The sequence below is a fragment of the Acidovorax kalamii genome (genome assembly GCF_002245625.1).
GTDB classification, from domain to species: Bacteria; Pseudomonadota; Gammaproteobacteria; order Burkholderiales; family Burkholderiaceae_C; genus Acidovorax; species Acidovorax kalamii.
The window spans coordinates 336339-343307 of the sequence record NZ_NOIG01000010.1 but is presented as its reverse complement, the minus strand read 5'-3'; the positions used below and the strand labels follow the sequence as shown (position 1 = coordinate 343307).

The window sequence follows — 6969 nt, the reverse complement described above, 5'->3', positions numbered from 1 at the left end:
CGCATCCATCATGCCCAAGCAGCTATCATTTTTGATCATCCCGCAACATTGGCCTGAAAACTGACTCCTCGGCAAAAACCGCCCTACCCCTACCCCTACCCCTACCCCTACCCCTACCCCTACCCCTACCCCTACCCCTACCCCCGCAGCCATCCAATCAAGGCGCGCAGCGCCGGGCTGACCTGCTTGCGCCCGGGGTAATACAGCGCAAAGCCAGGCTCGGCCGGGCACCAGTCGGCCAGGGCCTGGACCAGGTGGCCCGCGCGCAGGTGGGGCTGGGCCATGGCTTCGTACACATAGGCCCAGCCTGCGCCCCCCAACGCAGCGCGCAGGGCCAGGCGCTGGTCGTCCACGGTGAGCGGGCCTTCCACGGCCAGGTCAAAGGCCTGGGCCCCTTCGCCCGGGGGCACAAATTGCCAGCGGTACAGCGCCCCGCTGGGGAAGCGCTGGCGCACGCAGGGCCGCTGCAGCAGGTCGTGCGGGGTTTCGGGTACGCCCAGGGCGGTGGCCAATGCGGGGGCAGCCACCACGGCAAACCGCTGCTGCGGCCCGATGGGCACGGCCACCATGTCCTGCGGCAGGGCTTCGGGGAAGCGGATGCCCGCATCGAAGCCCTCGCGCACGATGTCCACCAGCCCGTCCTGGGTGCGCACCTCCAGCGCCACGCCGGGGTGGGCCTTCAAGAAGCCGCCCAGCAAAGGGCCGAGCAGCAGGTCGGCGGCGCTGCGCGGCACATTGAGCCGCAAGTGCCCACGCACCTCCTGGCCCCACTGGGCCGCTTCGGCCAGCGCGCCGTCCAACCCCTGCATCACCGGCGTGAGCTGGGCCCGCAGCTGGGTGCCCGCCTGGGTCATGGCCACGCTGCGCGTGCTGCGCTGCAGCAGGGGCACGCCCAGCCGCTCTTCCAGCGTGCGCACGGCCTGGCTTACCGACGACGGCGACAGGCTCAGCGCCCGGGCCGCGCGCCGAAAGCTGCGCCACTCGGCCACGGCCATGAAGGCGCGCAGGTGCTGGAGGTCAAGGGGTGCAGGCATGGGGCGGATTGTTCCACACCCACCGGTCCGCAAAGGGCGGCATGGCGCGGCCATTGTGCGGCCTGGCCGGACAGTGCATTCAGACCAGAAGCGCTTGCGGGAGGGTGCTCACAGGCAGAACATTCACTTCTTTGCCTCAGGCACCTGCCACTACCCAAAGGAACCATATGGCCGAACCGAACAATCCCTCCAGCAACATCCTCCCGTTGCCGCGCCCGCTAGGGCAGCGCCAGGTCCACCCCCTGGGGCTGGGCTGCATGGGCATGAGCGAGTTCTACGGGCAGACCGACGATGCGCAATCGCTGGCCACGCTGCACATAGCGCACGGTCTGGGCGTGAACCACTTTGACACTGCCGACGCCTATGGTTTTGGCCACAACGAATCCCTGCTGGGCCGCTTTCTGCACGAACTCTCCCCCAGCCAGCGCAATCAGGTCACGGTGGCCACCAAGTTCGGCATCGTGCGCGAGCCTGGCCGCTACGAGCGGCGCATCGACAACTCGCCCGCCTACATCCGCCAGGCCTGCGATGCCTCGCTGCAGCGCCTGGGGGTGGAGCGCATCGACCTGTACTACTGCCACCGCCGCGACCCGGCCGTGCCGCTCGAAGTCCTGATGGGCACCCTGGGGGAGCTGGTGCGCGCGGGCAAGATTGCGGCCGTGGGCCTGTCCGAAGTGAGTGCAGAGAGCCTGCGCACCGCCCACGCACTGCACCCGGTGGCGGCCGTGCAAAGCGAGTATTCGCTGTGGGAGCGTGGCGCCGAACAGGCTGTGCTGCCCACCGCCCAGGCTCTCGGCATTGCATTTGTGGCCTACAGCCCGCTGGGCCGCGCCTTCCTGACCGACCAGCCTCCCGTGGTGGATGCCCTGGCCCCCGACGACTTCCGTCGGGCGCTGCCGCGCTTCAATGGCGCCGAGGGCCAGGCCAACCGCAGCCTGCAGCAAGGCCTGGCGCAGCTGGCGCAATCCGCAGGCCTGCCGGTGACCACGCTGGCGCTGGCCTGGATGCTCCACCGGCACCCCCATGTGCTGCCCATCCCTGGCACCCGGCGCAGCCAGCACCTGCAACAGAACCTAGCAGCAGCCCAGGCCACACTGCCCGCCGAGGTGATGGATGCGCTGGACGCCCTGTTCGCCCCGGGCCGGGTGGCCGGTGCCCGCTACACGGAGGCGGGCTGGGTGGGCATCGAGGCTTCTGCCACGGCCTGAGGGCGCATTCAGGGTGCGCCTTCGGCAACGGATTGGCGCACCCACCGCTTCTGCGCACAATCCGGTGCCACCACGCCCCTCTGCCCGGCCTGCCGCACCATGAGCCTCTCCACCGTCGTCAAGATCGCCATCGCGCTGCTGATCGCGTTTTTCGCCATAGAGAAGCTGCGGGTTCACCGGGCCGACCAGCGGCTGCGCAACCCGGTGGGCACCACACAACAGCAGCCGTTTGCCGACACCCCCGTGCAGACGGCCACGCGCGATGCGCCGTTTGTGCGGCAAGGGTACGAGATCAAGCCGTTGGCGAACTTTGCGGTGCGCGCGCGGGTGCTGTCGCGCGAGGACTACTCGCTGGGCAAGGAGGCGGACTTGTCGCGCACCGACCTGGCGCTGGGCTGGCAGCGCATGGCCGACCCGGCGGTGTACGGGCTGCTCAGAATTTCCCAGGGCGGCCGCTGGTACCGCTATTTCTGGCGCGACCAGCCGCCCATCCCGTTGCAGGAGATCATCGAGTCGTCTGCCAACATGCACATGATTGCGGCCGACGCCACGGTGGAGCGAGCCTTGGCGAAGGTCCGCAAGGGGCAGTGGGTACGCATCACCGGCAAGCTGGTAGAGGTGAGCCATGCAAGCGGCTGGCGCTGGACCAGTTCGCTCACCCGGACCGATTCGGGCGCCAGCGCCTGCGAGCTGGTGTGGGTGGACTCGCTGCAGGTGGAGGACTGATGGCGCGGGTGAACTTGGGGCAATGCGCCAGCAACGCTGCGAAATCAGTAGCTATCAACCCATGACCATAGCGCGCAAACCGGGTTTTTGTTCAAATCCCCAGCGCATCGTACGGTCAGTGCCCCGCCTTGTCGGCCCAGCCTGGATACTGCGACTGCAGGGTTTGCAAAACCGGCAGACCACAGGATTCCCCAGAACCCCAGCAAAGGACGCCCATGGCCAAGATCCTGGAAGTGAAGTACGAGCACCAGGCCGATGCCCGCGTGTGCGAGGTGGCCCACAAGAGCCAGGCCGACCTGTGCTGGCACGAAGTGCACTACCCCGCACAGGCCAGCGGCGACGCGATCTGGTTCATGGTGGCCTATGCGAACCAGGCCAGCTTCAAGATCTTCCGCGTCAAGCACGCCAGCCTGGCGGATCTCAAGCTCTTCAAGGTGGCCACGCCTGAGGAAGCGGGCTGGAACACCAAGGACCACTTGCTGATCGGCAAGCTGGGCAAGTAACCGGGCAAGCTGCCGACCTGGGCGACAAGCTCAGGTCAGCTCAACCCCCTACACACTTTTGCACCTGCTCGCCCAGGCCGGTCGCGCCCAGGCGCATCACATCGCCAGGCTTCAGGAACCAGGGAGCGGGCTTCTGGCCCAGACCCACGCCGGCAGGGGTGCCGGTCAGAATCAGGTCGCCGGGTTCCAGCGTCATGAACTCGCTGATGTACGACACCACCGTGGGCACATCAAAAATGAAGTTGCGGGTGCTGCCGTTCTGCACGCGGCGGCCGTTCACCTCCAGCCACAGATCGATGGCGTGCGGGTCGCCCACCTCGTCGGACGTCACCAGCCAGGGGCCGATGGGGGCGAAGGTGTCGTGGCTCTTGCCTTTGTCCCACTGGCCGCCGCGCTCCATCTGCCAGGCGCGTTCGGACACATCGTTGGCCAGCACATAGCCCGCCACATGCTCCAGCGCCTGCGCCTTGGCCACGTTGCGCGCGCGGGTGCCGATGACGATGCCCAGCTCCACCTCCCAGTCGGTCTTGACCGCGCCGGCAGGGATGCGCACATCGTCGTGGGGGCCGCTCAGCGCCGTCACGGCCTTCATGAACAGCACGGGCTCGGCGGGGGGTTGCAGACCGGCCTCGCGCGCGTGGTCGGCGTAGTTCAGCCCCACACACACGATCTTGCCCACGCCCCCCACCGGGCTGCCCAGGCGCGGTGTGCCGTAGACAGGCGGCAGGCGGCTCACGTCGATGGCGGCCAGGGCAGACAGGGTGCGCGGGCTGAGCTGGGCGGGGCCGATGTCGGGCAGCAGCATGGACAGGTCGCGCAGCGTGCCGGTGGCGTCCAGCAGGCCGGGGCGTTCGGCGCCGGGCTGGCCGTAGCGGAGGAGTTTCATGGCGGGGAGTCCTTCTGGATGGTCTTGTGGGTGATCGATGGAGGGGCTGCGCAGGCCTCAGGTACCAAGTGCCCGGCAAAGAATGGACAGGTGCCGTGCTCTGCCCGCTGCGCCCAGCGCGCAGCATAGCCGCGTGCCATCCCCCGTGCAGACGCAAATCACCGCCCCTGCCTTGCCACAACGCGACGCCAGCGCCCCACCCGCAGCCCTCGCCCGCCGCGCAGCACGCGTAACATGGCGCACGGGGCGCACCACCCAAGGCCGCCCCACCAAAAACTCCTGATTTGATAGCTATTACCGCAATACAGACGCGCGGTAATGGCCATTTTTTGCACTATTCATCATGGCCCCTGCTGCCAATCTGACCTCCGCGCTCCCCGCCTCCCCCGAGCCCCCTCCCCGGCCCCAGCCGCGCAATCCGGCCGATCTGTTCTGGTCCTTCACCTGGCTGGCCCTGCAGGGTTTTGGCGGCGTGCTGGCCGTGGTGCAGCGCGAGCTGGTCGAGAAAAAACGCTGGATGACGAACGAGGAGTTCGTCGAGGACTGGGCCGTGGCGCAGATCATGCCGGGCCCCAATGTGGTCAACCTCAGCATCATGATCGGTGACCGCTACTTTGGCCTGCGCGGCGCGTTCGCGGCGCTGGCAGGCATGCTGACCTTTCCGCTGATCCTGGTGCTGGCGCTGGCCGTGGTCTATGCGCAGTTCGCCAGCCACCCGGCCGTGGCCGGTGCGCTGCGCGGCATGGGCGCGGTGGCGGCCGGGCTGATCGCCGGGGTGGCCATCAAGCTGTTCAGCTCCATCAAAAGCCACCCGCTGGGCCGCCCGCTGTGCGTGGCTTTCCTGGCGCTGACCATCGTGGCCATGGTGGTGCTGCGCTGGCCGCTCTGGTGGATCCTGCCGGTGATTGGCGGCGCGGCCTGCGTGCTGACCTGGAGGAAGCTCGCACCATGAACAGCCTCGCCCTCACCCTCGGCCCGATGGACTGGCTGAACCTGTTCCTGTACTACATGTCGCTGTCGCTGCTGGCCGTGGGCGGCGCCATTGCCACCGCGCCCGACATGCACCGCTTTCTCGTCGAACGCCAGGCCTGGCTTACCAACCCGCAGTTCAACGCCTCCATCGCCATCGCCCAGGCCGCCCCCGGCCCCAACGTGCTCTTCATCGCCCTGCTGGGCTGGAACGTGGGCATCAACGCGGGTGGCCCCGGCGTGGCGGGCTGGCTGCTGGGCGCACTGGGCATGGCGGTGTGCATGCTGGGCGTGATGCTGCCCAGCAGCCTGCTCACCTGGCTGGCCACGCGCTGGGGCCACCGCAACCGCGAACGCCGGGGCGTGCGCGCCTTCAAGCAAGGCATGGCGCCCGTGGTGATCGGCCTGCTGCTGGCCACCTCGTGGGTGCTGGCGCGCGCCCACGGCGGCCCCGCCGAGGCCTGGCCCCTGTGGCTGCTGAGCGGCGCCACCGTGCTGCTGGTGTGGCGCACCAAGCTGCATCTGCTGTGGATGCTGGGCGCGGGGGCGGTATTGGGGGCGATCGGCTGGGTGTGATGCGGCGGCGCCGTGCCACCCCGCCGCAGCCGGTGTAGATTGCGGCCCGGAGGGAACCACACATGATCGTTGCCAACCATTGGGCAGAAGCGCGCCGCCAGCACGGCCTGGGCCGCAAGAAGGTCACCGTCCAGCGCTGGGGCTGGTCAGACACCAGCGAGGCCGAAGCACAGGCCATGGCCGACGCCCGGGCGGATGCCGCGCTGGCACAGGTACTGCAAGACCATGCAACACCCCGCCGCGAGCGCAAGGTGGCCTACAACGGTGCAGAAGGTGTCCCCATCCGCGAGGAAGTGCTGGAGCGCCATGGCGACACCGTGATCACACGCAACACCTATGGCGCGCACTGTCTGAATACGCCCGACGTGCTCTTTGCGGATGTGGATTTCGCCACCGGTGCCAGCTGGAAGCTGCACACCGTGGCGGCGGCCCTGCTGGTGGTGGCCGTGCTGCTGCCGGCGCGCTGGGTGCTGGGCGGCTGGGGTTTTGCGGTGGGCATCCTGGCCCTGCTGCTGTTCACATCGCCCCTGGCCAAGCTGCTGCAGCGCCTGGCCCACGCCCTGCAGGGCGGCCCGCAGGCACAGGCCATGGCCGGGCTGCAGGCCTTTGTCCAGCAACACCCCCATTGGGCCGTGCGGGTTTACCGCACGCCTGCGGGGCTGCGCCTGCTGACCACCCAGGGGCCGGTGGACCCGCTGAGCGCCGAAGCGCAGGCATTTTTCTCTGCCGTTGGTGCAGACCCTCTGTATGTGCGGATGTGCACCAACCAGCGCTGTTTCAGGGCTCGTCTGACGGGCAAACCCTGGCGCATGGGCATCGACCAGCACATGCGCCCACGGCCCGGCGTCTGGCCCGTGGAACCAGAGCGGCTACCCCAGCGCCAAGCATGGGTGCAGCACTACGAGCAACGCGCCGCGCAATACGCCGCCTGCCACTGGCTTGCAACGGTGGGCAGCGGCGCCCAGCACATGGCGGTGCTGCCTGTGGTGGAACTGCACGACCGGCTCAGCGGGGCGCTGGAGCCCGCCCGCCCCCTGGCCTGACGCCGCCTGAGCGGCCCCAGCACG

The 6969-nt window shown here is 68.6% G+C and carries 8 protein-coding genes; 6 read left to right on the top strand and 2 right to left on the bottom strand.

The genetic code is table 11. The features are described from left to right. Positions 1-137: 137 nt before the first annotated feature. Positions 138-1034 (bottom strand): LysR family transcriptional regulator, encoded by an 897-nt coding sequence (locus CBY09_RS16795; protein ID WP_094290718.1) that lies wholly within the window; start codon positions 1032-1034, stop codon positions 138-140. Between the two features lie 167 nt (positions 1035-1201). Here CBY09_RS16795 and CBY09_RS16790 point away from each other — a divergent pair, with 167 nt between their 5' ends. From CBY09_RS16790 to CBY09_RS16780, 3 genes are all read left to right on the top strand, one after another. Next, entirely contained in the window at positions 1202-2242 is a 1041-nt protein-coding gene (locus CBY09_RS16790; protein WP_094290717.1) for an aldo/keto reductase, read from the top strand. A gap of 99 nt (positions 2243-2341) precedes the next feature. Beyond that, entirely contained in the window at positions 2342-2968 is a 627-nt protein-coding gene (locus tag CBY09_RS16785) for a hypothetical protein (protein WP_094290716.1), read from the top strand. A 215-nt stretch (positions 2969-3183) separates the two neighbouring features. Continuing rightward, entirely contained in the window at positions 3184-3471 is a 288-nt protein-coding gene (locus CBY09_RS16780; RefSeq protein ID WP_094290715.1) for a 7(1) septoil knot domain-containing protein, read from the top strand. A 40-nt stretch (positions 3472-3511) separates the two neighbouring features. On the opposite strand, the gene CBY09_RS16775 is transcribed toward CBY09_RS16780, so the two are convergent. Beyond that, positions 3512-4357, bottom strand: coding sequence for a fumarylacetoacetate hydrolase family protein (locus CBY09_RS16775; RefSeq protein WP_094290714.1), 846 nt, complete (start codon positions 4355-4357; stop codon positions 3512-3514). Positions 4358-4700: 343 nt separating this feature from the next. On the opposite strand from CBY09_RS16775, the gene CBY09_RS16770 reads away from it, so the two are divergent. The 3 genes from CBY09_RS16770 to CBY09_RS16760 all read left to right on the top strand — a co-directional run bounded on the left by CBY09_RS16770 (position 4701) and on the right by CBY09_RS16760 (position 6945). After that, positions 4701-5309 carry a chromate transporter gene (locus tag CBY09_RS16770; RefSeq protein WP_094290713.1) on the top strand — a complete coding sequence of 203 codons (609 nt, stop codon included), beginning with the start codon at positions 4701-4703 and terminating at the stop codon, positions 5307-5309. After that, positions 5306-5902 (top strand): chromate transporter, encoded by a 597-nt coding sequence (locus CBY09_RS16765; protein ID WP_094290712.1) that lies wholly within the window; start codon positions 5306-5308, stop codon positions 5900-5902. Before CBY09_RS16770 ends, CBY09_RS16765 begins: the two co-directional genes overlap by 4 nt. 62 nt (positions 5903-5964) lie before the next feature. Then, on the top strand, positions 5965-6945 hold the full coding sequence (locus CBY09_RS16760) for a hypothetical protein (RefSeq protein ID WP_094290711.1): 981 nt from the start codon (positions 5965-5967) through the stop codon (positions 6943-6945). Positions 6946-6969 lie beyond the last annotated feature (24 nt).